The 25,478-nt window shown below is 29.3% G+C and carries 22 protein-coding genes; all 22 read right to left on the bottom strand.

Annotated features, from left to right (window positions below; genetic code table 11):
• Positions 1-36: 36 nt before the first annotated feature.
• Positions 37-1,092: an alpha/beta hydrolase gene (locus L3B96_RS04850; protein WP_077831283.1), complete on the bottom strand. Its 1,056-nt coding sequence runs from the start codon at positions 1,090-1,092 to the stop codon at positions 37-39.
• Positions 1,093-1,210: 118 nt separating this feature from the next.
• Entirely contained in the window at positions 1,211-1,552 is a 342-nt protein-coding gene (locus L3B96_RS04845) for a hypothetical protein (protein WP_026889797.1), read from the bottom strand.
• A gap of 949 nt (positions 1,553-2,501) precedes the next feature.
• Entirely contained in the window at positions 2,502-2,684 is a 183-nt protein-coding gene (locus L3B96_RS04840; protein WP_017212616.1) for a hypothetical protein, read from the bottom strand.
• Between the two features lie 124 nt (positions 2,685-2,808).
• Complete coding sequence (locus L3B96_RS04835; protein WP_343073052.1) at positions 2,809-4,995, bottom strand: HAMP domain-containing sensor histidine kinase; 2,187 nt, start codon at positions 4,993-4,995, stop codon at positions 2,809-2,811.
• A complete protein-coding gene (locus L3B96_RS04830) occupies positions 4,970-5,674 on the bottom strand; it encodes a response regulator transcription factor (RefSeq protein WP_012058343.1) in 705 nt (234 codons plus the stop codon). The genes L3B96_RS04835 and L3B96_RS04830 overlap by 26 nt, the downstream gene beginning before the upstream one ends.
• A 639-nt stretch (positions 5,675-6,313) precedes the next feature.
• On the bottom strand, positions 6,314-7,567 hold the full coding sequence (locus L3B96_RS04825) for an HD domain-containing phosphohydrolase (RefSeq protein WP_012058342.1): 1,254 nt from the start codon (positions 7,565-7,567) through the stop codon (positions 6,314-6,316).
• Between the two features lie 570 nt (positions 7,568-8,137).
• Positions 8,138-10,024 (bottom strand): endonuclease MutS2, encoded by a 1,887-nt coding sequence (locus L3B96_RS04820; RefSeq protein WP_238859026.1) that lies wholly within the window; start codon positions 10,022-10,024, stop codon positions 8,138-8,140.
• A gap of 623 nt (positions 10,025-10,647) precedes the next feature.
• On the bottom strand, positions 10,648-12,156 hold the full coding sequence (locus L3B96_RS04815) for an IMP dehydrogenase (RefSeq protein ID WP_238859025.1): 1,509 nt from the start codon (positions 12,154-12,156) through the stop codon (positions 10,648-10,650).
• Between the two features lie 754 nt (positions 12,157-12,910).
• Positions 12,911-13,171 (bottom strand): DUF1883 domain-containing protein, encoded by a 261-nt coding sequence (locus L3B96_RS04810; RefSeq protein ID WP_041896297.1) that lies wholly within the window; start codon positions 13,169-13,171, stop codon positions 12,911-12,913.
• Positions 13,172-13,381: 210 nt separating this feature from the next.
• Complete coding sequence (gene arsB / locus L3B96_RS04805; RefSeq protein WP_077831595.1) at positions 13,382-14,431, bottom strand: ACR3 family arsenite efflux transporter; 1,050 nt, start codon at positions 14,429-14,431, stop codon at positions 13,382-13,384.
• A gap of 28 nt (positions 14,432-14,459) precedes the next feature.
• The gene (locus L3B96_RS04800) at positions 14,460-14,873 is read right to left on the bottom strand and encodes an arsenate reductase ArsC (protein ID WP_023976194.1); all 414 of its coding nucleotides are present in this window, start codon (positions 14,871-14,873) and stop codon (positions 14,460-14,462) included.
• A 25-nt stretch (positions 14,874-14,898) separates the two neighbouring features.
• The gene (gene arsA, locus L3B96_RS04795; RefSeq protein WP_275297096.1) at positions 14,899-16,647 is read right to left on the bottom strand and encodes an arsenical pump-driving ATPase; all 1,749 of its coding nucleotides are present in this window, start codon (positions 16,645-16,647) and stop codon (positions 14,899-14,901) included.
• Between the two features lie 55 nt (positions 16,648-16,702).
• Positions 16,703-17,089 carry an arsenite efflux transporter metallochaperone ArsD gene (gene arsD, locus L3B96_RS04790; RefSeq protein ID WP_026889808.1) on the bottom strand — a complete coding sequence of 129 codons (387 nt, stop codon included), beginning with the start codon at positions 17,087-17,089 and terminating at the stop codon, positions 16,703-16,705.
• A gap of 72 nt (positions 17,090-17,161) precedes the next feature.
• Complete coding sequence (locus L3B96_RS04785; RefSeq protein WP_077306431.1) at positions 17,162-17,485, bottom strand: metalloregulator ArsR/SmtB family transcription factor; 324 nt, start codon at positions 17,483-17,485, stop codon at positions 17,162-17,164.
• 422 nt (positions 17,486-17,907) lie between these two features.
• A complete protein-coding gene (locus tag L3B96_RS04780) occupies positions 17,908-18,513 on the bottom strand; it encodes a YdcF family protein (protein ID WP_238859024.1) in 606 nt (201 codons plus the stop codon).
• A 41-nt stretch (positions 18,514-18,554) separates the two neighbouring features.
• Positions 18,555-19,355, bottom strand: a complete 801-nt coding sequence (gene hisJ, locus L3B96_RS04775; RefSeq protein WP_012058332.1) for a histidinol-phosphatase HisJ — start codon at positions 19,353-19,355, stop codon at positions 18,555-18,557.
• Positions 19,356-19,956: 601 nt separating this feature from the next.
• The gene (locus L3B96_RS04770) at positions 19,957-20,433 is read right to left on the bottom strand and encodes a GNAT family N-acetyltransferase (protein ID WP_238859023.1); all 477 of its coding nucleotides are present in this window, start codon (positions 20,431-20,433) and stop codon (positions 19,957-19,959) included.
• Between the two features lie 468 nt (positions 20,434-20,901).
• Positions 20,902-21,705 carry an N-acyl homoserine lactonase family protein gene (locus L3B96_RS04765; protein ID WP_077868977.1) on the bottom strand — a complete coding sequence of 268 codons (804 nt, stop codon included), beginning with the start codon at positions 21,703-21,705 and terminating at the stop codon, positions 20,902-20,904.
• Between the two features lie 35 nt (positions 21,706-21,740).
• Positions 21,741-23,042, bottom strand: coding sequence for an acetyl-CoA hydrolase/transferase C-terminal domain-containing protein (locus L3B96_RS04760; RefSeq protein ID WP_238859193.1), 1,302 nt, complete (start codon positions 23,040-23,042; stop codon positions 21,741-21,743).
• Between the two features lie 27 nt (positions 23,043-23,069).
• Positions 23,070-23,333 (bottom strand): hypothetical protein, encoded by a 264-nt coding sequence (locus L3B96_RS04755; protein ID WP_238859022.1) that lies wholly within the window; start codon positions 23,331-23,333, stop codon positions 23,070-23,072.
• Positions 23,334-23,348: 15 nt separating this feature from the next.
• The gene (locus L3B96_RS04750) at positions 23,349-23,630 is read right to left on the bottom strand and encodes a NifU family protein (protein WP_077868975.1); all 282 of its coding nucleotides are present in this window, start codon (positions 23,628-23,630) and stop codon (positions 23,349-23,351) included.
• A gap of 1 nt (position 23,631) precedes the next feature.
• Positions 23,632-25,086 carry a 4-hydroxyphenylacetate 3-hydroxylase family protein gene (locus L3B96_RS04745; RefSeq protein WP_238859021.1) on the bottom strand — a complete coding sequence of 485 codons (1,455 nt, stop codon included), beginning with the start codon at positions 25,084-25,086 and terminating at the stop codon, positions 23,632-23,634.
• Positions 25,087-25,478: the final 392 nt, after the last annotated feature.

Genomic DNA, 25,478 nt, shown 5'->3' with positions numbered 1-25,478 from the left:
TACACAAAGACAAGCTTCTATATTTTGTTTAAAAAATTATACCTTATCATAAAAATCTAGTAATTCATTTAAATACGGTTTTTGAATTTCATCTTTTTCTAAATATATTTCATGTCTAGAGTTTTCTATCTTTTCTATTTCGCAATTCTTTGCGCTACTTGCGAATTTATTTTGTCCTTCTGCCTTTACATAAGTGTCATTATCAGCTTGAAATAATAATATTGGAATTTCTACTTTCGATGCATTTTCTGGTTTTATAATTTCCTTCGTTGTATCAAAGGCTTCTTTTGTCCAATTATAGCTAGCACCACCTCTTTGAAGTTCTTTGTTATTAGCTACTATATCATGACTATATTTATAACGATTCAAAGAACTTGTCCCAATCTCATTTTCCTTATACTCTGGTGTATATGCTTTCTTACCTAAAACGTAATTTCCACCATTACCAATAGCAACTTCAAATTCTACTATAAAATCAGCTAGAAATTTTGGTATATTTCCAGTGTTAACTTCAAGCATGGGAGCACTTAATACCGCAGCGTCAAAATAATCTGGATAATCCTCTATGAATTTTGTTCCAATAGTTCCCCCCATTGAATGAGCAAACAATAATACCTTTTTCCCTTGATTATTTGGCATAACAACTTCATCCATAAATTTTTTAAAATCAGTTACATATTGATCGAATTTTTCTACATTCACTTGGGTTTTATCAGCTATTCCAAGTGTGCCAGATCTACCATGACCTCTATGTTCAATTCCGAAAACATTATACCCTTCCTTTAAAAAATAGTATATTAATTCATGATACTTCTCTAAACTCTCAGTATATCCATGAGATATTACTATATTAGCCTTTGCATTTTCTATATTGTATTTTTCATAGTACAATTTAACGTCCTTATCTCCATCTATATATCCAGATTCCAGTTTACTTTTTATATATGGTTCGACTTTACCTTTCATATCTTCATTGTAATTAGATTCAGATATATATATTTCATCTAAATTACTATTTATTTCAGCAGCATTAACTTTAATATTAAAAATATTTATATTGACAAATAGCTGTACTATAAGTGAAATTAGCATTAAACCAATTTTAAATCTTTGAGTATTTCTATGCTTCCCCAATTGTTTTACTTCCCTTCTTATACATTAATTCATTTTATAAAAGAAAAAGCTGTATCAACAGCTAATTATCCTATAATTATTCTAATATAGAAATTACCCACTTATTACATGCTGTACACTTATGTACTGTTATAACAAATAAATCAAATCTCTTATTTAGATCCATAACTCCTAAAGCGTCTCTCTCCTCTTTAGTAATAAATTCATCATTTTCATCAATATATCCAATTATCTCAACTAGATAATTTTTCTTTGTCTTATCACAACATCCATTAGAACCTGCAATCTCTATAATCTCATAACTTAACTTTTCACTTAATTCATCAATAATATCAATTATGTCTTCATAATCTTTTATATCATCAACAAAATCCTCTTCATAAAACTCTAAATCTTTAATTTGAAATAATTTATTCATACATATCGCTCCTATTTTTATTTATATATGTTGCAATTCACGATGCACATTTCACAATTCACAATTACGGCTAAAATTCTTGCAATAGTTTTAGAATCATGATGAAGAATTATTTTTGCAATATATATATTTTTTAATATAAAACAGTAATTTCATACTAAAACATTATAATATGTTAACTTTCTTTTAGCAAACCAATTCGATTCAAATAACTTATAACCGATATCCAACTTTAAAATTATATTATGTGTGTTAAAACCGAAATTAGATACAAATTTGTTCCAGTAGACTAATGAAATTTTCGCTGGATTGTTCTAAGTGGAAGGTTGACCCCCCTTTCTGCATGCTCCAAAAACAAATTTAGGACAAGCAGAAAATGGAACAACCTTCAACTAAGAACAATCACAACTCAATTTCAAATGCCTCTTTCACAAACATGTATCTAATTTCTAGTATAATTCTCAAAAATTAAAGTATAGGTATATATTAGGGTTTGGATATCTATAGTTTAGAATATAAATTATAATTGCATAAAAATATAGTAGACTCATCATTTTTTCAATAAGATTAATCTACTATAAAGTATTGTATAGATATCTAATTTAGGAATTCGGCTTATTAGATGAACACATTTTACAAAGTTACTAAAACTTTAAGTTCATATCTTCACTAGAAATCATAAATATATTTGTGGAGAAAACATTTGAAAATGAGCTTTTAAAGGCTCTTAGCTGTAGGTTGTTCTAATTTAGCTTGTGAAGTGAAAGTCCAAAATTTTATTTTGGGTTATTGAACTTCCTCAGCGAATGTAATGAGTCGAGCTTCCCTAGGAAAGTGGGAGCATGCTAAATTGGATGCAACCTACTGCTTAGAACCTTCAGCGATATTTTCATAGCTTTTCGGAATCAAAATATTTATGATTTCGGTGAATTATCGCATAAGTCTAAATTTAATATTGTTCTTCTTTAATTTTTTTTAATTTATTTTGGACTAACCATAATTTCTTTTGCTTTCTATTAAATGCAACCATTCTGTTTTTATTATTTTTGTTTTCATCAATTAACTTTATATATTCTGCATCTGCAATTTTTAATGCATCTTCAATTACTAAAAGTTCCTCCTTGGTAAACATAATGCCTCCTTTATTAACTAACAACCTATTATTTTTTTGATTTTGCCGTCTAACATAAGTATATTAAAAATCACTTAACTAGTAAAGCTGCATTAGTTTATTGTCAACAGATTAAATCCACTCATTACTTATTAAATTTAATTACAACCTTAAATAAATCTCCATCTATCTCTATATTAAAAGTTCCACCTTGGACTTCCACAAAACTCTTTGCAATTGCAAGACCAAGACCAGATCCTTCTGTATTCCTTGATTTATCTCCTCTTTGGAATCTATCTACAATGTCAAATGGATCAAAATTCAACTCTTCTGCTGACATATTTTTTATTGTAATCTCTACATTTTTCTCATGATCTATTATGTTAACATATACTCTTGATCCCTTCATCGCATATTTGACTACATTTATTATTAGATTTTCAAAAATTCTAAAGGTTTTTTGGCTATCAAGATTTAATATAACTTTATTTGTAGGGTAACTGTTTTTTATTATTAACTTTGAATCTTTTATTTTATCATCTAATTCAATTTGCGTTTGTCTCATTAATTCTACAATATCCACATTCACTAAGTTTAGCTTAATATCTCCACTAGTAGCCTTACTTACTTCAAACAAGTCTTCAATCAAAAATTTTAATCTTTGTGATTTTTTATCAATTGTATCAATATAAGATTTTCTTTCTTCTTCAGTTAAATTATCTTTTTTTAATAAATCAGTATACGTTATTATTGAAGTAAGAGGTGTTTTTAAATCATGCGAAACATTTGAAATAAGTTCAGTTTTCATTCTCTGACTTTTAACTTCTTCACTTACCGCTTTTTTCAAACCATCTTTTATTTTTTCAATTCTATCTTTTAGTGGATTGAATAATCCTAAATCATCCTCTATTTCTACTTCTAAATTACCACCAGCAATTCTATCTGCTTCATTTAAAAGTATACTAAACTTATTCCTTATATCTCCATACTGTTTTCTAATTGAATGAAATAATATCATATTATAAATTAATGCTATTACTATTCCAAAAAACCAGAAAATACAGCAGATTAACATTATTATCAAATTTACGCCAATAACTTTTATAATGAACTTATTGGATTTATCATTTAAATCTATATGCCCTATATAATTAAATAAATTATTAAACCACCTTTTCGAGGAATTTACTATTTTTATAATTAGTAATTTTTCCTTAAGATATTTAATTACTCCTGTATTAATTATGAACTTTAAGAGCATAGTCACTGCGAAAATAGCATAAATGGTTATACTCAATATAATTGCATTTATCATAATTATAGCAAAACTTTCCAATGCCTTATCCATTCCCGGTTTAATAAGTGTATTCTTTAAAGTTTCAATAATAATAGATACAAGTACGACCCCAGAACCAATTCCTCCAATACCAAAAATAAAACAGTTGATCTCGAATGGTATCTTTTCGAAATATTTAATTCCAAATACATTTCTTCCCATCCTATAAGGCACTAATAACGCCAATATTAGCACAATACCTAATATTGATAAAACAACAGTTGCTACAGCTCTGTTATATATTTTATTTTGTGAACTATCTACAATTGAGCTTATTCTATCGAAATATTTTAAGTCCTTAGGAATTCCATAAATAAAAGTCACGTTTTTAATAGGATTAAATTTTATATCGTTCTTAACGATATAGTCATCATTCCAAACTTTTTTCATTGTAAAATCTAAAAAACTATTTCTTATTACATAATAATCAGAGCCATAAACCTTATTTACAGTAGCCACTCCATTTTCATCATACTTTACTACTATGTAAAAAGCATATTTATTATTTAAATCTTGACTTTTAGTTTCATCTTCTAGTAAGCTTAAATCATTATCAGTATTAGTTTTCTTTATAGACATATCATTAGGATAAACCAAATAATTTAAATTTTTATAGTTATTATTTAGATCATCTTTCCATGAATCTAAAATATTATTAAAATATCTAGCTACATCTAAGCCATTATCTAATTCTTCATTGTGATTTAAACCTTCATTATTATTTGAATTTTTCTCATATGATTTTATATAAATTTTATCAGCACTTAATTCTTCTTGACTTGTTTGCCCCAAAAGATCTTTATATAAAACATAATTACTTTGATACATAGTTCTCATCAATTCATAGTCTTCATACGGAGGTGAAGGTTCTCCCTTCGACCATTCCTTTATCTTTGGGTAAAAGTTAAAAATCCCCATAGACATTATTATAAGTATTGTAAATGCTACTAAATTTGTAACATATGATTTTTTACTGTTTTTCAATTTTGTATCCAACTCCCCATACCACCTTTAAATATTTTGGATTCTTTGTATCAATCTCTATTTTTTCTCTTATATTCCTAACGTGAACCATTACTGTATCAGTATTTATGGCTTCCTCATTCCACACTTTTTCATATATTTCTTCTGCTGAAAAAACTCTTCCTGGATTTTTCATTAACAATTGTAATATTTTAAATTCTATTGGTGTAACTTTTATTAATTCTCCATCAAGAATCACTTCTTTTGTATCATTGTTTAACTCTAGACCACCAATTGAAAATATATTACTTTTTTGTTCAGCTCCACTTACAACACTTAAATATTTTGAATATCTTCTAAGCTGGGAATTGACTCTAGCTATCAACTCCATTGGATTAAATGGCTTAGTTACATAGTCATCCGCTCCAATATTAAGGCCTAGAATTTTATCCATCTCCTCTGATTTTGCAGTAAGCATTATTACAGGAAAATCATAATTCTCACGGAGTTTCATCACCATTGTTATTCCATCCATCTTCGGCATCATTATGTCAACTATTGCCAAATGCAAAGTTTGATTTTCTATTATCTCCAATCCTTCTATTCCATTGCTTGCTCTATAAACATTGTAGCCCTGGTTTTTCAAGTATATCTCTATTCCATCACATATTTCTTTTTCATCTTCAACTATTAAAACATTATAAAAATTCATTATTCTTTAACACCCTCACTTACTATAATTTACAAATGATAATTAATTCATATATATGTTGCAATTCACAATACACATTTCACAATTCATAATTACGACTAAAATTCTTGCAATATTTTTAGAATTGTCATGAAGAATTATTTTTACAATATATATTTAATTAATCTTAGAATACATACTAAAATTCCTATTCTTATTTAATTTGGAATAAAATCCACATAAAATTTATTATATATCATATGTGAGGCATTTCCAAACTCATAAATATACTTTCCTACTAAATTTATTTTATTAAATTTGATTGTAAATTATAGAATTAAAGATTCTACCATAAGCACCTCCTATTCTTAGATGATATATGCTGCAATAATGTACTTGCATTTAAACTCCTAGTAATCCAAACGTTAAATTAATACAAAATGTATAATCTCAAATACAACATATTTATTTTTTATATACTGATTAGCTACAACTAAAATATACAATTGAAAAATAAAGATAGTTTACAATTAAATCGAAAGAATTTCTAAAGAAATTTGGAAATCCTATAAAAAATAACTTTTCAACTAAAAATCCCAAGCAATTAGTTATATAGCACATATAATTAATTGCTTGGGATTATATGATATTCACTTATTTTTACGAGAATTTTTTTAATAATTGTTTATATTCAGTCGTTATATTTAGATATTTTGCCATTAAATCACTAGCCTGCTTTTTTGCCTCATCAATTATAAAATCATAATTATCTATAAGCAAATTAGTGATATGTAAATCAATTTTATTATCCTTAGCCATATTATTTAGAATTTTTATTATCCTATCTTTACTAAATTCCTCTTTATAACTCCTTACTCCTAATAAAGCGCTAGTAATATCCCCTATTGCTACTATTCTCATTTCTTTAGTTAATTGATCTCCTTTTAGTCCAAACGGATAGCCCGCACCATCTAACTTCTCATGGTGAAATGTTCCTATATCTCTTATATCATCTATATTTAAATCACTTAAAATCTCATATCCTATAATAGCATGGCTTTTCATAATTTCAAACTCTTCGTCTGTAAGTTTACCGGGCTTTTCTAAGATTTCTACTGGAATAGCAATCTTTCCTATATCATGAAGTGCAGCTGCTATTTTAATTTTTGATAAAATTTTCTCATCTAACCCACACAACTTTGCAATTTGAAAACTTACAGCTTCTACTAATATGGTGTGTTTAACTGTTGCTTCACTTCTAAAATCAATTGAATAAGCTAACATTTTACTATACGATACAACTTCATCTCTTGTAAGTATTCTAGTACCAAAAAAATCATACAACTCATCAACATAAGTTTTATCTATTAACTTTTCGATAAAATTAAATTTTCTATCTGCTTCCATCAATAATTCTATATATTCATTTGAATATTCTTCTGCATGATTTCTAATAAAATCTTTCGTTAATTCTTTTTTCGATAAATATACCCTATCAATATAATCGGCAAAACTTAATATCATTCCTTCTTTAGATAGAATATCCATGTGCTTGTCCTTAAAATACTTACACGTAAAATGATGGCTTAGAACTATATTATATAAATTAGGTAACGGAGAAAAATATTTTATAAATAATGAACCATAGATAGCATGATCAAACGGAGTTTTTACATCAATATCAACAAGCTTATCTCTTTCCGCAACCTTATATGCACCAATATCGTGAAAAATTGATATGACGCAAATTTTAAGCATATCTTCATTACTATAATTTCCTCTTGCTTTTAATAAATTTAACATTATATATGCAACTTTTTCTCCATGATTCAAAAGTCTTTTGTCCACAGAATTAATAGCTCTATGAATGATATGAATCATTTGCTTTAATGTAACTTCCAAGTTTTCCTTCATATGTTTCCTCCAATTCATTCAGTAACAGTAAAATTATCACCTATGACATGCGTAATAATCTGTTCATATTATAGCATTATTATTTACCAATAAAAAGGCTTACTTGATACATGTTTCCTGAATTAGAAAGAATTAATGCATTTATCGTGCATTTTATAAAAAGAGGTCATCTCATTGGTTTATACACCTTCATAAGATAACCTTTTTTAATATATATGCTGCAATTCACAATGCAAATTTCACAATTCACAATTACAGTTAAAATTCTTTCAATATTTTTAGAATTATAACGAAGAATTATTTTTACACTATATATAATTATTCAAAGCATTGAAAAAATTATAAATTGTTAACTTTTATATTTTTTTCTTTAAAAATATTTTCACTTTTAAATTCTTATATTCTTTAATTCTTAAATTCCTTTATTCCTAAATTCTTATATTCTTTCCTTTTTAACTTTATAGATAGACAATTTAAGAGCTCAACTTACAGTTAGAATATACCGCTATACTAGAAATGTATTTGATTTCGTTGAGTCATCGAATAAATCTAAGTTTTAACGTTAGATATCTATATACCTTCCTGTTTTCTAAATTTTTTGAGTCCTTTTTTAGATCCTCTTTCAATATCTCTATTAAGTTTTCTTTCTTTATAGCTTGAAAATAGCTGACTCATATCATAATCTTTAGGATATAATTCTTCAGCACTAATTTCAAGTTTAAGCCTTCTGTAATTTACTTCTATAAATTCATTATTAAATAAAACAGTTATATTATTTAATCTATCAATTTCTCTATAGACAATTCCACTTGCATCTTTATCAAGCAGTAATACTTTATCTCCAACTCTATAAATATACTCATGAGTTTCGGATTTTTCTATTTTTCTTTTAGGAATTTTACTTTCTTTTACTAAATTATAATTATAATCTTTCGTTTGAATATATTTTCTACTTCTTTCAATTATATTATCACTAATACCCATTTTTCTTGATATATATAGGGCATTACTGTCTCCACTTTTTCCTATATGAAGTTTATATAATGGCTCCAAAGTATCTCTTTTAAATTCCATAGCTGCATTTTCGAAGTCTGGATGATTTTGCGAAAAGTTTTTAATTTCCCCATAATGAGTACTTGCTACTGTAATGCACCCCTTATGATAAAATTCTTCTAAAATTGCAATAGCAAGTGCTGCTCCTTCATTTGGCTCAGTACCACTTCCAATTTCATCAAAAAGCAATAATGAATTTTTACTGCTTTCTTTTAAAATCTCTGCTAAATTTTTTACATGAGAAGAAAATGTACTTAAAGCATTTTCTACACTTTGATTATCACCAATATCAACAAAAATATCATCAAATACTGCAATTTCAGTATTTTCATGTGCACTTATATGAAATCCACTTAATGCTGCTAAAGTTAGTAATCCAACACTTTTCAATACAACTGTCTTTCCGCCTGCATTTGGACCAGTTATTATTAAGCTTCTATATTTATTTCCTATTTCAAAATCCAGTGGAACGCACTCTTTAATTAATGGATATTTTCCCTTTACTATTTCTATATAGCCATAATCATTGAGCTTTGGCTCAATTCCGCTTATTTCCTTGCTATATTTTGCTTTTGCAAGTATCATGTCATACTCTGAAATAACTTCGATATTTATTTTTATTTCTTGATGCTTTTGAAAAATCATTTCACTTAAGGTAGATAATATTTTGTATTCTTCAACACTCTCTTCAGCCTTTAAAGCTATTAATTCAGTTGTATATTTTGAGACTGAAGCTGGTTCCATAAACACTGTAGTGCCTTTTGAAGAAGCTTCAACTATAGTCCCTTGTACATGATTTTTATAAGCAGCTTTTATAGGAACCGTATATCTTCCATTTCTTATACTAACAAAAAATTCTTGCATATACTCTTTATTGCTTGGATTCTTAATGAATTTCTCTATCTTTTCTTTTATTTTTTCTTCACAAAGCTCAATGCTCCTACGAATTTTTTTAAGTTCTTTTGTAGCATTAGAATCAACAATGGTTCCTCTAATAGCCATATTTATTTCATCTTCAATATATTTTAAATCTGTAATATTTTCTCCATATGCACTTAATGTTTCTGCATATCCTTCTTTATCTTTAATGAACACTTTTACCTTTCTGCATCCTCTGAGAAAATCTCCTACTGTAATCACTTCTGATGGCTCCAAAACCCCACCTTTTTCTATTTTTTCAATTAATGGAGATATATCAAAAACTCCTTCAAGGGGCATATGGTAAGATGCATCGATTAGCCTTCTCCCTTCGGAAGTTTCTTTAATCATTCTTCTTACTTGTTTTATATTATTACTTGGAACTAATTTATCAATTAACTTTTTTCCTAAGTTACTTACGCAATATGATTTTACAATTTCTTTTAATTCTTTATAATTTAATTTTTCTAATGTGGCATTATTCATTTTTTCATTTCCTTTTCTTATATATTCAAGCCACGAATAAGGTTATAGATTCCAAAATAGAGCTACTTAGCGAACTAATATTTAATGCAATGTATACATTCATCAAATATTTATCTATATTGCAATAATAAAATTACACTTAGTATGTTTTTAGGATAAGTAAATTCTTGCATACAAAATGCGTAAAAACAATTGCAATACATATATAGTTTAAGTTTTTAAATAAACAAAAAAGCTGTGGATACCTCCACAGCTAAAAAATTCAACATCAAATAAAGATAGAAATATACCTATCTTTTGAAAGCAAATTCGTGGCTCGTATCTTTTAATAGTTATAATTAATTCAACAACAAATAAAAGTATAAAATACTTCTTTTTTGAATTAATATTAAATTGCTATAATTAAGATACTAAACACTCACAAAAATACTTCCTTCCAATGAAATCTATATACTATATAATATGACATGGGTTAAATAATGTCAATTTTAATTTTTATTATTTGAACATTTAATATTAACTATGAGTAATTTCATATTTTAATTTGCAAACTCTCCATAATTCCTTGCGAAACAGTTGGGCTGCATCTTGTAAGTTTGAAATCACCTCATAGTTTATTCTCTTTACTGTTGAGCATTATAGTGATTATCTTTTAACATTACATCATGAGAACTTCCTTCTACGATACTTGTTGCAGACACTAATGTTATTTTTGCATTCTTTTGAAGTTCTGGAATAGTAAGAGCACCGCAGTTACACATTGTAGAACGAACTTTATTAAGTGTTATACTTACATTATCTTTTAGACTTCCGGCATATGGAACATATGAATCAACACCTTCTTCAAAAGATAATTTCTTATCTCCACCAAGGTCATATCTTTGCCAATTTCTTGCCCTATTTGAACCTTCTCCCCAATACTCCTTCATGTAGTTTCCGTTTATATTTACTTTATTAGTTGGACTTTCATCAAATCTTGAGAAATATCTTCCTAACATAATAAAATCTGCACCCATAGCCAATGCCAAGGTAATATGATAGTCATGAACAATACCGCCATCAGAGCATACAGGAATATAAACTCCTGTCTTTTCAAAATATTCATCTCTAGCTTTAACTACATCAATAAGAGACGTTGCCTGCCCTCTGCCTATACCCTTTTGCTCACGAGTTATGCAGATAGATCCACCGCCTATTCCAACTTTAACAAAGTCGGCTCCAGCTTCTGCTAAAAACATAAATCCATCTCTATCAACAACATTTCCAGCTCCGACTTTTATGTTTTCTCCAAAATTCTTATGTATATAATCAATTGTTATTCTTTGCCATTCTGAAAATCCCTCAGATGAATCAATACATAATACATCTGCTCCAGCCTCTATTAATGCTGGTACTCTTTCAGCATAATCTCTAGTATTAATACCTGCTCCTACTATGTATCTTTTTTGAGAATCAATAAGTTCATTTGAATTTTCCTTATTAGCTGAATAATCTTTACGGAATACCATGTGTTTTAACTTTTGATCTTTATCAACTAATGGCAGCATATTTAATTTATTATCCCAAATAATGTTATTTGCTTCTTTCAAACTTATATTAGAATCCGCATATATAAGTTCACTGAAAGGTGTCATAAATTCCGAAACCTTAGTACTTAAATCCATTCTAGTTATTCTATAGTCTCTACTTGTTACAATTCCAAGAAGTTTTCCATTTGGAGTCCCATCTTCAGTAACTGCCATAGTAGAATGTCCTGTTCTCTCTTTTATTTCTACAACTTCCTCTAAAGTAGTATCAGGTTTGATGTTAGAATCACTAGTAACAAAGCCTGACTTATAGTTCTTAACTCTTGCAACCATAGCAGCTTCATTTTCAATTGACTGAGATCCATATATAAATGAAATCCCACCTTCTTTTGCTAAAGCTACTGCCATTTTATCATCTGATACAGACTGCATTATCGCCGAAACTAAAGGTATATTAATGCTTAATGGTGATTCTTCACCCTTTTTAAACTTAACAAGAGGTGTTTTCAAACTTACATTTTGTGGTATGCAGTCTACAGAAGAGTAACCTGGTACTAATAAATATTCTCCAAAAGTATGGGATGGTTCATTAAAATAATATGCCATTTTATCTTACTCCTTTTACATTTTAGATATTTTGTATATAATAATATATTTATCCTGTTATTGTCAATGTAAAACAAAATCTATTTACTTATTTTAAAATACTACCAAAATTTAATGTAAATTTATATATAAATGTACGCTAAATAATGCCTATTAATATATAGATATCCGACTTTAAAACTGTATTTATGCGGTAACTTGCCGAAATCATAAATATTTTGTTCCGAAAAGCTATGAAAATATCGCTGAAAATTCTAAGCTGCAGATTTCACCACTTTAGCATGCTCCCACTTTCAGTGTGACAAGCTAAAGTGGAACAATCTACAACTAAGAATCTTAACAGCTCATTTTCAAATGTTTTCTCCACAAATATATTTAGGATTTCTAATGAAGATACAAGCTTAAATTCTTAGCAACTTTGTAAATATATTCATCTAATAAGTCGAATTCTTAAATTGGATACCTATAACTATATGGTTCCTCATTGAAACTTTGAAATATATCAAGCAGAGAAATTGGATACATATTTGTGAAATAAGCATTTGAAAATAAGCTGCTTAGGTTCTTAATGGTAGGTTGTTCCATTTACTGCTTGTCACACTGAAAGTGGGAGCATGCAGGGATGGCGGCAACCTACCATTTAGAACCTTTCAGCGAAATTTTCATAGTCATATGGAACAAATATGTATTCAATTTCGACTGATATCCACATAAGTTCAATTATCATTGTGGAACCCTATAATACATATGTATTTTATCTAAATACTTTTATAGAGTAGTTTAGAATTCCTGATCCTCCGCCTAAATCTATCACAATATACCAGTGACCAGAACTTGGAACTGTAATATTATATGGTGAGCTATCAACTGGACCACCATAGTATTTAAAACTATTATTATTTCTATACCTAATAAAATTATCACCATCTAATAAATAAATATTTACCTTTCTGTCAATAGTAATCCCTAGTATATCTCCTTTTCTAAAATTACCTTCCTCATAAGAATATTTCATAATATTTTTAAAACTCCTTTCTTAAATTACATAAAACACTTTCGAATATACAATAGATTCCACATATAAATATAAAGCTATAATAGCACAATTTATACTATTATAGCCTTACAACTATTGATTTATATGCAAATTTTATAAATTAATGACTCTATATATTTCACAACAAGCTCTATATATTTTTATTAACTGTAACTATCAATATCATTTCTATTTAGAATATGAGAAATATTTTCTTCCCCAGTGAAGTGCTACATTTACTAGTCCTATCATTACTGGAACTTCTATTAACGGCCCTATTACTGCTGCAAAAGCAACCCTTGATTGAATTCCAAATACTGCTACTGCAACTGCTATTGCAAGTTCAAAGTTATTGCTTGCAGCTGTAAAAGATAAAGTAGTAGTCTTATGATAATCTATGCCTGACTTATAACTAATGTAAAATGATACAGAAAACATTACTATGAAATATATTACAAGTGGTATAGCTACTTTAATAACATCTAAAGGTAATTCTACAATATATTTTCCTTTAAACATGAACATAACTACAATTGTAAATAATAAGGCTATTAGAGCTAATGGACTAATTTTAGGAACAAATTTTTTTACATACCATTCTGTTCCCTTCATAGGTTCTAGTATAAGTCTAGTAAACATTCCTAGTAAAAAAGGAATACCAAGATAAATTGCAACAGACGTTGCCACTTGTCCCATGGAAATATGAATCTCATATCCTGTAAGTCCAAAAATAGGTGGCAATACAGTTATGAAAAAGTATGCAAATACAGAATAAAATACTACTTGGAATATTGAATTAAATGCAACTAATGCAGCAGCATATTCACTATCTCCATCTGCTAAGCTGTTCCAAAGAATTACCATTGCTATACATCTTGCAAGTCCTATAAGAATAAGTCCTGTCATTAATTCCGAATCAGATTTTAAAAATACAAAAGCAAGTATGAACATTAATACTGGCCCAATAAACCAGTTTTGTACTAACGATAATCCTAGAACTTTTGGATTTTTAAATACTTTTCCTAGTTCCTTATAATTTACTTTAGCAAGTGGTGGATACATCATAACAATAAGGCCTATGGCTATTGGTATTGATGTTGTTCCAATAGATAAACTCGCGAGTCCTTCCGATAGGGCTGGTACTCCCCATCCTAACAATATTCCTAGCGCCATGGCTGCAAATATCCAAAGAGTCAAATATCTATCTAAGAATGATAACCTTGATGATTTATTACTCAATTTTAAAATTCCCCCTATTTTTAATTTACTATTCTAATTTAATTTCATTATTCTCAATTCTTCTGGCTAATTCTTTTACCTTTTCTTCTATTGTTTTAGCTGTTTTTATAAATTCATCATCACTTTTTCCACTTGGATCTTCTAAGCCCCAATCTTCTCTATGCTTAGATGGTAAAAAGGGACATTGAACATTACAGCCCATTGTTACCACTATATCCACCTCAGGAATATCTGATAAAAGCTTTGATTTTTGTGTTTCATTCATATCAATGTTGTATAAATCCTTTATGATCCTTACTGCATCTTGGTTTATTTGAGGTTTTGTTTCTGTTCCTGCTGAATAACTTTCAAAAACATCATTTCCATAAAGTTTTCCTAGTGCCTCTGCCATTTGTGATCTGCATGAATTGTGTACACATATAAATGCAACTTTTGTTTTCATCTTTTTTATCTCTCCTTAAATCTATCTATTTAATTAAGTTAATTAGGTTATTTCCTCTTACGTCTTCTGCTTTCCACTCTATTACCGCAAAGTTTCCATTAGAAATTTCATCAACTTTGTTAATCCACTGAATTTCATTACTTGCCTTTACCTTTAAGATTTCATTAGTTGTATCAGTTGCATAAAGACTTGAATTGATTATCCACCATTTGCTATGAATCTGAGCCCTATCTAAATCCTTTTGAAGTCTCATGGCTTCATAAACAGGAGTTGTTTCAGCCAAAGTTACTATAACTACTTCAGTTTCACTTTCATTTCTTAATCTAGGCAATAATTTTATTACTGACTCTGGTATATCTCCTTCTGACCTAGAAATTTCTTTATTATAACTTTCTGTCGAATCTAAAAGAAGTAACGTATGACCTGTTGGAGCTGTATCTATTACTACAACTTCATTTTCTGATCTTTCAACAATTTCAGCAAAAGCTCTAAATACTGCTATTTCTTGAGTACAAGGTGATCTTAAATCTTCTTCAATATATTCAATATCTTCATCAGTCATATTGTTTTCTCTTGCCTTACCTATAACTTCTTGTCTGTACTTTTCTAGTTCTTCTTTTTCATCAATATTGCTCAAAGAAATTCCATAGCTTTCATCTAATACAAATTTCAAGTGAGCCGCCGGATCTGTAGTTGTTAAGTGAACCTTCTTACCCTTTTTTGCAAGTCCTAGTGCTATAGCTGCTGCTATAGTTGTCTTACCTACTCCGCCTTTGCCCATTGTAAAAATAACTTTTTTGCTGCTATTATATAGATCCTCAATGACATCTTTTAATTTTGGCATAGCCACTGCATTTAAAGATTCCTCACTAATTTTAATATAATCTTTTTTAAGGAAAGCTCTTACGTTTTCAAGCCCAGTTATATTATAAGGTCTTAGAGGAATTTCAAAAGTTTCGATATCCTTAAATTTAGGTGGCATATTACTTAAAGCTTTTTGCTGCTTTTCATAAATAGCACTTGAGAGTTCATCATCATGATTTTGAAGTACACCATTTATAACTAATATTTGATTATTTACTCCTATTTCTTGAAGTTCACTAGAAGCTCTTTCTGCCTCTTTTAGTGGAGAAGTTTCAGGACGAGATACAAGTACAAGCGTTGTTTTCTCTCCATCAGCTAAAGTATCTACTGCACTTTTGTACATCTCTTTCTTTTCTTCAAGTCCTGCAAGTTGGCCTAAGCATGATGCTCCATGAGTGCTTTCATTAATAAAATCACTCCATGCAGAAGGTAATTGTAACATTCTTAAGGTATGCCCTGTTGGTGCAGTATCAAAGATAATATGATCATATTCATTGAATACTTTTTCATCAGTTATCATAGCTGAGAACTCATTAAATGCTGCAATTTCAACAGTACATGAACCTGATAATTGTTCTTCCATATTATCTATTACTGCTTGTGGTAACTTTCCTCTATATGGAGCTATTACACTTTCTCTATATTCAGCCGCTGCAGCTTCTGGTTCAAAATTTGCAACAGTTAAGTTTGGGACTTCCTTTATTTGAACTCCTTTATTACTTAACTCTGTATTAAATACATCTTGAAGATTTGATGCTGGATCAGTACTTACAAGCATAATCTTCTTTCCTTGATCCGCTAAATTTACAGCTACAGCACAGGCTGTTGAAGTCTTACCAACTCCACCTTTTCCAGTAAAAAATAGATACTTAGTTAAGTTCAGCTTTTCAATATCAAACAGTTTCAACATAATTTACTCTTCCCTTCTACTTAAGTGTATCGATTTATTCTAATGAACCTAATTATTAGCAGCATCCACCTTTACATCCACAGCTTTTAGCAGGCTTTTTTATGCTAGCTTTCTTTATATTAAGCTTTAAAGTATCTGTTGGTATATCTAATAAAATACAAAATTCTTCGTTAGTTGGATAACTACCTTCCTTAACTACTACTCCATCTACCATAGTTACAGGTAAAGCTTCAATTCCTTTGGTGTTTAAAATTTCATTTATCACTTTATTATCTACAAATATTTGAGGATTACTTGTTAAATTGTGTCTTTCCACTACTATACCTTTGTTTTTTAAAGTATTAAGTGCAGTTGAAACTCTCAATAATTCTTTATCTACAGATGGCCCGCAAACACCTGTTGAACAACACATAGCTGGATCAAAAATAATCATTTTTTTCATTTTTATTAACTCCTTTACAATATGATTTTTTATATTTAAATTTCATTTATAGATACATTTAATTTTTTCTTCTTATTTGCAAGTACACTTAGATTTATCCTTACAAATACAGTCTTTTGTTTCTGTTACGAGGTTCATCATAAATAAAGTAAGTTTATTGCAATTATTAAGATTTAATCGGTAGTAATTCCAAAGACCTTCTTTTCTAACTTCTATAAGACTACAGTCACTTAATACCTTCATATGATGCGAAAGGGTTGGCTGAGTAAAATCAAAGTATTCTAGTATATCGCATGCACATCTTTCACCACAAGATAATATATCAATTATTTTCAACCTGCTTGGATCAGATAATGCTTTAAAAATTTTTGAATTTTCTTCATAGCTCATTCTCATTCACGCCTTTCTTATATAGACATCTATCTATATATAATATAGAACATCGTCTATTTATTGTCAATCCAAAGTATATATCTTAAGTTTATTTTAACACTAAATATATAACAATCTATATAGTCACTTTATTCAGTAATTAAATTATTGTTACAAAATCGTATACTTTTTTCACTAGATTTATAAAATATTAAAACTTTCAAAAATAGATAATCCCATAAGTCGCTATAAAGCTACCTATGGGATCTATAATATATACGTTATAATCAATGCTATTCATTTTTTATAAAATCATTTATTTCTTATTACATTATAGTTTAATGTTGATTCTGCTAAGTTTAATTTTCAGAGTATATATATGTTGCAATTCACAATTCACAATCACGGCTAAAATTCTTGTAATATTTTTAGAATTATTAAAACATTTAGGACCAAGTAGGAACTGCTTTCTTAAGTTGTCCTCCACAACGTGATAATTCTCCCATAACCTTATCAATTCCACTCTCAGTTTTGAACCAATTTTCTTTAGTTATTCCGTCTACATCTATTGGACATACAAAGAATTTTGTCTTTGGATATGCATAACTATAAAACATGAGACATCTCTTGGCATGAAATGATTTGCAACATATTATAGCCTTTTTTATATCTAAATTATAGTTATCAGTAACTTCCTTTGACTTAAAGGCATTCTCCTTTGTCCAAGTTGCATTATCTTCTTTTAATATTGCATCACCATTGACTCCATTTGATATGGCTATATCTCTCATAAACTCCCATTCAGTGTTATATTCTCCATTATATATTTCAGCCTTAGTTATTGGTCCTGGAAAATATCCTTTTGACATGCTATATTTTCCTGATGGAAGTATATATGGTGCATATCCCTCTAACCAAAGTTTTGAAGCTTTTTCTGCTGGCTCTGGCCATGCACTACCAGGTATAAAAATAATATCACAGTATTCTGGCTTATCTTCCACAAAGATAAAAGATGTAATTTCTTTAATAAAATTAATACCTTCTAATGACATACCTCACTCCTCAATATAGTTTTACTGCTGCTATCCGAAATTTATTCTTTATCAAAATCTCTTCCAACATCACTTGCTGTGTGAGAATCTGATCCGTATACTTTTTTAACCCCGTACTCATCTATCAACTGCTTAAAAATATCTGATACATATATTTCACCACAATATGGCTTTCTAAGGCCTGCTGTATTTACATCTACTTCATAATTCCTTGATTTAATTTCTCTTACTATTTCTTCTAAAAGTTCTTTGTTTTTATATTCTAATGGATATAATTTATTGAAAATCCTAATTAAATTTGGATGCCCTACACGATGAGGCTTATACTCCCCTAAGTCTGATTTTATTGCTTTAAGCAAAGTCTCATAATACTTATCATAAACTTTTTCAGTGGTACCATAAAACTCTAAAGCTCTTTCAAAGCCTTCTTTTCCATCAATAGCCACATATTCATCGCCCATTTTTATAAAATGTACAGAAATTAGCCCATCTTCTAATTTTGGACCATATGAATTAAGTAGTCTTTTAGTTCCTTCTTCATATCCATCAACAAAATCAACTTCTAGTCCTATATTTATTTTGATTTTGTCTTTATATTTTAATTTTATTTCTTCAACATCCTTAAAATACTTCTCTATTACTTCTTCATTTGGAGCACATTCATCTTGAAATTCTTTGTCATCTATAAAATAACATGGAAAAGGCATGTGTTCAGTAAATGTTATTTCCTCTAATCCCTCTATTAATGCTTTATCAACATACATTTCAAAACTATCTTTAGTTCCATGAGGACAATATGGCGAGTGCATATGTCCATCTCTTACTATCTTTTTATTATTCATAATATTATTAAAAGAGAGGATTTAATACGCTCTCCTTTAATTCTCACTTCCCTTCTATTGTAAAATATGATTTATATATGTTGCAATTAGTTTCTACATTTTGCCTTAATAGGGCACTTAGCATACTAGAAGTTTAAATGTAAATTTATTATTGCAACATATATAGATATCCAACTCTAAAACTAAATTTAGGTGGTAACTTACCGAAATCATAAATATTTTGATTCCGAAAAGCTATGAAAATATCGCTGAAGGTTCTAAGCAGCATGTTGTATCCACTTTAGCATGCTCCAACTTTCAGTTTGACAAGCCAAAATGGAACAACCGTTAGCGGAAACTCGACTCACGTTCGTTCACTGAGTAAGCGATTCTCACCAAATCAAAGATTTGGGTTCTCTGCTTAAGAACCTTTAACAGCTCATTTTCAAATGTTTTCTCTACAAATATATTTATGATTTCTAGTGAAAATATGAACTTAAAGTTTTAGCAACTTTGTTAATATGTTCATCTATATATGAACAAAACTTATAGAGGCTGTCTTTAATGAAAATTGCAGCTTTCTGCTAGCTTAGATCATAGGCAGCAATATTATCACTTCTAATTATTTTTCATATTCATACATATTATAATTACATTCGCTCATCCCAAGTGATTCATATGTTGCTTTAGCATTTATATTTTCTTTTTCTACATACAATCTTATGCCAGCTATTCCATCATTATTATCACATATATTCTTAACATTATGATACAACTTCTTATAAATACCTTTTTTTCTATACTCAGAATCTACATATACACTTTGTACCCAAAGAAACATACCATTTCTCCAATCACTCCATTCATATGTAAACATAATTTGTCCAACTACTCTGCCATTTATTTCATAAACATAGTATTGTCCTTTTGATGAATCTTCAATCATCGCTCTAACACCATTGCTTAAAATTTCTAAATTAAGTTCTTTATCCTCTGTTTCTTTTGCTAAATTGTAATTAAATTTTACTATGGTTTCCAAATCTTCAATTCTTGCTTTTCTTATGTTTCCTAAATTAGTATCATTATTAATATTACTCATTTCTTTCCTCCATATATCCAGACACATTCAAAAAAATATCAAATCTATATCTGATAGTGTATTTTATTTTTATATTTTATTCTTTACTTATATTTTAGCATTTAAATATTATGTTACATAGTATTTTTATTGTTTTGTCTAAACAATAGAGTAAATCACATACAAAATTCCATTAAACATTTACTATACTTAAATGCATATAAAAACAAAGAAATTCCATATATGATTGTAACCTCAATGTCATAATATGGAGCAGTCATTAGAAAATAAGCTGATGAAAATAATTAATGTAGGGTTGTTCCAAGTTTACTTGTCCTAATAAAATTAGGAGCATGCACATATGGATACAACCCTACATTAACTGCCTTTCAGCAAAATTTTTATAGTTCTATGGGACAAACATATATAGAATTTCGGTTAGTCACCACATTACTATAACTTTCACTGTGGTTATCTATTTACTACTTTTTATTCATAAAACTCAGGGGCAAGTTTTATTGTTTTAAAGAATTCTTCATCATGAGCAAAAAATACTTTTGCGTCATATTTTTTCTCTAATGCTCTTACTTTCTCAATTGATTTAAAGAAAGAAAGACTATCATAAAGTAATCCTGATGCCTTAGCTGGTGGTCCATAAATTTCTGAACTATATACACAATCTTGTGGGAAAATTAATGTACCTTCATTTTCTAAATGAACTACTATTCCAAGTAATCCTGGTGTATGACCTGGTAAATTTACTATTTCTATACCCTTTGCAAATTCAAAATCCTCTTCAACTAAATGATATTGCTTTACTGAAACATCCATATCAGCTTTAATATAGCCTCCATGTGTTAACGGATTTTCATTTAACCTTACTTGAGTTTGAGCTTGCATAAAGTCTGCCTTTGGTACATATACATCTGCATGTTTAAACATATCTAAATTTCCTGCATGATCTAAATGCATATGAGAAATTATTACTTTCTTTATTTCTTCTGGCTTTGTACCACATAAAGCCAATTGATTTTCTAGTCTTTGTTCTTTTGTTTGATATAATGGATAAACTTCTTGAAGGTTTTTTGGCCAATAACCATTCATAGCTTCTGGATTGCTTCCTACATCATATAATATTTTTCCATCTGGATGATCAATTAAAATAGACATTACAGGTAGCTTAATCCATTCATTTTGTACATGTGGCTGGCTATATGTTCCCATAGTAGCTCCACCCACTACATTATTTTTATCAGTTTCTAAATATCCCGTGTCTAAAACATACACTTTCATAAATTATTTCCTCCCATATTTTCATTTATTTTAATTTAAAATTTCACTTTAAATCTCTTTTCCCACTCTTTAATAAGGGTATCTCTAAAATCAGGATGTGCGACATTTATTAATGCTTTAGCTCTTTCTTTTAAAGTTTTTCCTTTGAGCTCTGCTATTCCAAACTCAGTTACAACATAATGAATATCGTTTCTAGATGTTGTAACAGTTGCACCCTCATCTAAAATTGGAACTATTCTTGAAAGTTTTCCTTTACTTGCAGTTGATGGCATTGCAATTATTGATTTACCGCCTTTAGCCATTGCTGCTCCTCTTACAAAATCAACTTGACCGCCTACGCCACTGAACTGTTTAATTCCAATTGTATCAGCTGCTACTTGCCCCATAAGATCTACCTGAATACATGAATTTATAGAAACCATTTTATAATTTTCTGCTATAACACATGGATTATTTACATAATCTACAGGATACATTTCTACACTAGGATTTCCATTAACATAATCATAAAGCCTCTTAGTGCCCATTAAAAATGTAACTACAGATTTTCCATGATGTAAAGTTTTTGCTTTATTTGTTATTACACCTGCTTCTATTAATTCAACTACTCCATCAGATATCATTTCCGAATGAATTCCAAGATCCTTTTTTTCCTTTAAGAATAATAGTACTGCATCTGGAATTGCACCAATTCCTAATTGAAGTGTAGAACCATCTTCAATGAGCTTTGCACAGTTTTCACCAATAGCCTTTTCAACTTCTCCTATTTTAGGTGGCTTAAGCTCAATAATATCATTTGAAGTTTCAACTATATAATCAATATCAGAAACATGTATAAATGAATCTCCTAAAGTTCTTGGCATTTTGTCATTTAATTCAGCAATAACAATTTTAGCGGCCTCTGCAGCAGGTTTTGTGTAGTCATTTGAAACTCCGAAACTACAATAACCATGTTCATCAGGAACACTTAATTGAACAAGTGCTACATCTACTGGTAAAGTACCTTCCTTAAACATTTTTGGTACTTCCGAGAAAAAGCACGGTGTAAAGTCTGCTCTTCCGTCAAGAATAGCTTCCCTTGTTGTTCCACCTGCGAATATAGAATTGTGGCGAAAATTAACAGCCATTTCAGGCTTGCAATATTCACTTTTACCCATTGATACCATATGAACAATTTCTACGTTTTCATATAAATCTTTATTTATAACCATAGCATCTATAATTTCTTTTGGCTCTCCGCAAGCATGTCCAGTTACTACTCTATCATTCGATTTAATTTTTCTTACAGCTTCGTCAGCTGTAACTACCTTACTCTTGTATAAATCTTTCCAGCTAATATTAGACACCTCCTAAATATAACCGGATTACAATTTTTTCAAGTCATATACTAATTTATCATAATCCCCTATATTTTTAATAAAAATTTTACTATATTTTAATATATATTTTTCATGGCTTACACAGCAATTTGAACATCCACAGACTAAAATTAAATAGTCATATTCCTTATTTTCCTTTGCAATCTCGAAATTATGAGTTTTTCCAAGATCGTTAATTAAATTTGTAATAAACGTTTTTCTATCATAACCGGCATTACAGCTACCACAGTATCTAATACCTATTTCCAAAATTTCACCTGGCCTTTATTTTCTAAGCAGCTGTCTAGCAAAATCAAGCATTTCTCTGCTAATTGGATCAACAAGTTGTACATCTTTTACTTCCGGTATCTCTTTTAATACGCAGGAAATTAATTCTTCCATAGTAAACCTTGCAGAAGGGCAGCCACTGCATGCGCCTAAAAGTTTTACGTAAGCTACACCATTGTTAACTTCTACAAGCTCAATATCTCCATTATGCTCGGCAAGTAATGGTTTTATTCTAGTATTGATAGCATTATTAATTTCATCTACCATGATTTTGCTCATATTATTCTTCAATTCTAGCTATTTTCTTAGCTATTTTCTTTTTAGCTGCTAAATTTCCTTGTCTAGCTATCATAATTCTTTGAGCTTGTGGTGATCCAGCTCCATGCATTGATTCTGTTCTATATCCGACAGCTGCAGTCCCTAAACAAATATTTTCTATTAATCTTAATATTCTCATTCTATTTTCTGTTGAAACTGAGTTTACACCTCTCAAATATTTATCTATATATGGACCTATCTTTTCATCTTTAAAATCTGCTTCTGATGGCATAGTAACCATGATTCCTCCAGCAATATCTTCTGCAAGTCTACATATTTCATAAGGGAATCTTGTAACATTTTGCTTACATACATTTGCTAGCAGATTATCAATATAATAATTTCCAGCTTCTGTTTTAGAGCCCATTGCTGAACATGCAATACCACAAGAGAATAAAGTTTCATTTAAGTGAGTCATTTCTATTAATTTATCTTTAACATGAGATGCTTTGTGAGCTCCGTTATAATCAGCAGCTACTGCAGCAGCTCCAATTAGAACATCTCCAACTCCAACTTTGCATCCACCATAACTTTGTCTATGATATCCTGCAAATCTTTCAACTATCATTCCAGCGAAATCAGTTTCTCCATTTAAGAAAATTCTTTCATTTGGTACGAACACATTATCAAAGATAGTTAATGTTTCTTGTCCACCAAATTCAGCATTTCCAAGATCAATATCTGCACCTGGTTCTAGTTTTCTTGTATCACAAGATTGCCTTCCATATATATGAATTATTCCTTCAGCATCTGTAGGCACTGCGAAAGATATTGCCCAATCCTTATCATTTGGAGTTAAAGCTATTGTAGGCATTACTACTACCTCATGAGAATTTAACATTCCAGTTTGGTGACATTTTGCTCCTCTAACAACTACCCCATCTTCTCTTCTTTCAACTACCCTTAAGTATAAATCTCCATCAGCTTGTTTACTTGGCGATAATCCTCTGTCCCCCTTAGGATCAGTCATTGCACCATCAACGGTTAAGTCGTTTTCTTGAACATATTTTAAAAACTTATTAAAGTTTTCATGATAATTTGTTCCACACGCTTTATCTATTTCGTATGTTGAACTGTATAGTGCATTAAAAGCATCCATACCAACGCATCTTTGGAAACATGATGCGGTTTTTTGACCAAGTAATCTTTGCATCTTTACTTTTTTAATAAGATCATCTGTGCTTTGATGTAAATGAGCAAATCTATTTACTTTTTCTCCTGTTAAATTTGAAGTAGCTGTCATTAAATCTTCATACTCTGGCATTTGTGCTAATTCATACGTCATAGCAACTGAATTAAGAGATGGTCTTATAATTGGATGATCAACAACATTGTCTATCGCTTTTCCAAACATGTACACTTTTAGGTTTAGCTTTCTAAGACTTTCAATATATTGTTCCTTTGTTTTTAATGGCATATTATCGCTTCCTTCACTAATTTTTATTTTCTAATAATTATATAAGCAATAAGTGTGCCAAAATAAAAAATTACTATACTGCCTTGAATTTTCCATAATAATCTTATAATTTTTTCAATATCACCTCTAATTTCTGGAACAATATAAATATTTGTTGCAAAAACGCAACTAAAATCTCAATTAAATTTCATAATAACCTCAGAATACGTTTACAGTAGTTATAATTTGAAAATATTTTATTACGTTGCACTTCTGCATCTTGTTGCATTTTTGCACCACTGGCTATCCAATATTTAGCATGTTTATAGTATGATACATGAATTTAAATAGATTATATATTTATTCGCCATACTCAACAAAGAAATTGGATACATATTTGCACAGCAGGCATT

It is taken from the genome of Clostridium sp. YIM B02569 (genome assembly GCF_022320765.1).
Classification (GTDB): Bacteria; Bacillota; Clostridia; order Clostridiales; family Clostridiaceae; genus Clostridium; species Clostridium beijerinckii.
This window is presented reverse-complemented; position numbering and strand designations above follow the sequence as displayed.